Origin of the sequence: Pseudomonas sp. TJI-51 (assembly GCF_000190455.2) — a bacterium.
GTDB lineage: Bacteria > Pseudomonadota > Gammaproteobacteria > Pseudomonadales > Pseudomonadaceae > Aquipseudomonas > Aquipseudomonas juntendi.
In genome coordinates, this window is record NZ_AEWE02000206.1 from 1 (window position 1) to 1,189 (window position 1,189).

Genomic DNA, 1,189 nt, shown 5'->3' on the forward strand with positions numbered 1-1,189 from the left:
CGAAACCAGGGGCGATTCAAAGGGCTATCTCTGCACGATGGAGTTTGAGCGACGCTACGCGAGCAGTAGCTATCAGCACTAATCCCGGCCTGTCTCTGCCGATTGTGGCTCGTTACGTCATTGGTTTCGCTTCTGAAATGCGACCATTCGACTCGAAAAAATCTCAACCACACATTATCGCGATGACATAAGCACCAAGGAGGTTAGCCCCATGTCATTGCAGTGCCCTCGCTGTCACTCCCCAAAAATCGCTTCCTTCCATCACGCCATGAGAGTCGGCGCCGCCGTCGGCACCCTTGGCGGTATTGCACGTAGCGTCAGCGCAGCCCTGGGAGGTGGCCAAGCTGGCGCAGCTATCGGCGCGTTCGCCGGACCTGTCGGTATCACCCTAGGTTCCGTGTCTGGTGCCATTCTCGCCGGCCTGGCCGGCGGCGTAGGCGGGTGTGCGCTAGGCGCCCAGCTTGGCGAGTCGCTCGACCGCCACGTCCTGGCCCACAATCTCTGTCTGCTCTGCGGTCATCGCTTCAACCTGCCAGTCTGATCCGGCCCTTTCTCTCCTCTCATTTCAATCGTCCGGTCGGTGCTGCGCCTGGCGCGGCGCTTTATGCCGGCCTGCACCCAAAGGAATCGCTCACATGGCACATCTCGTCGAAACCATGGCCTACGCTGGCGCTACTCCGTGGCATGGCCTGGGCAATCAGCTCACTCAGAAACAACCCATCGAAGTCTGGCAGCGTGAAGCCGGGATGGACTGGCAGATCCTCGAAAGTCCCGTGCATTTCAAATCAGAGGTCACGGGCCATCTGGGCGCAATTCACTCCTTCCCCGAACAGAAGGTGCTGTTCCGTTCGGACACCAAAACCCCGCTGTCGGTGGTCTCGCAGCGCTACCACACCGTGCAGCCTCGGGAAGTGCTCGAGTTTTACCGGGACCTCACCGAGGTATCCGGCTACGAGCTGGAAACCGCTGGCGTGCTCAAGGGCGGGCGCAAGTTCTGGGCGCTGGCGCGTACCGGGCAAGGCGCTGCGATCAAGGGTAATGATCAGGTCAACGGCTATCTGCTGCTCGCGACATCCTGCGACGGCACCCTGGCCACCACTGCCACACCCACCACTGTGCGCGTGGTGTGCAACAACACCCTGACCATCGCCCTGGACGGCACCAGCCGCGCGATCAAGGTGCCGCACAA

At 61.1% G+C, this 1,189-nt stretch carries 3 protein-coding genes; all 3 read left to right on the forward strand.

Annotated features, from left to right (window positions below):
- The coding region (locus G1E_RS29020) for a hypothetical protein (RefSeq protein WP_218186965.1) at window positions 1–191 on the forward strand (191 nt) is incomplete at its 5' end.
- A gap of 20 nt (window positions 192–211) precedes the next feature.
- Window positions 212–541 carry a hypothetical protein gene (locus tag G1E_RS30050; protein ID WP_009681987.1) on the forward strand — a complete coding sequence of 110 codons (330 nt, stop codon included), beginning with the start codon at window positions 212–214 and terminating at the stop codon, window positions 539–541.
- A 94-nt stretch (window positions 542–635) separates the two neighbouring features.
- The coding region (locus G1E_RS26985; RefSeq protein ID WP_047150299.1) for a DUF932 domain-containing protein at window positions 636–1,189 on the forward strand (554 nt) is incomplete at its 3' end.

Coding starts and splice junctions, on each gene's coding strand:
- G1E_RS30050 (WP_009681987.1), top strand. CDS start 212: ATGTCATTGCAGTGCCCTCGCTGTCACTCCCCAAAAATCGCTTCCTTC.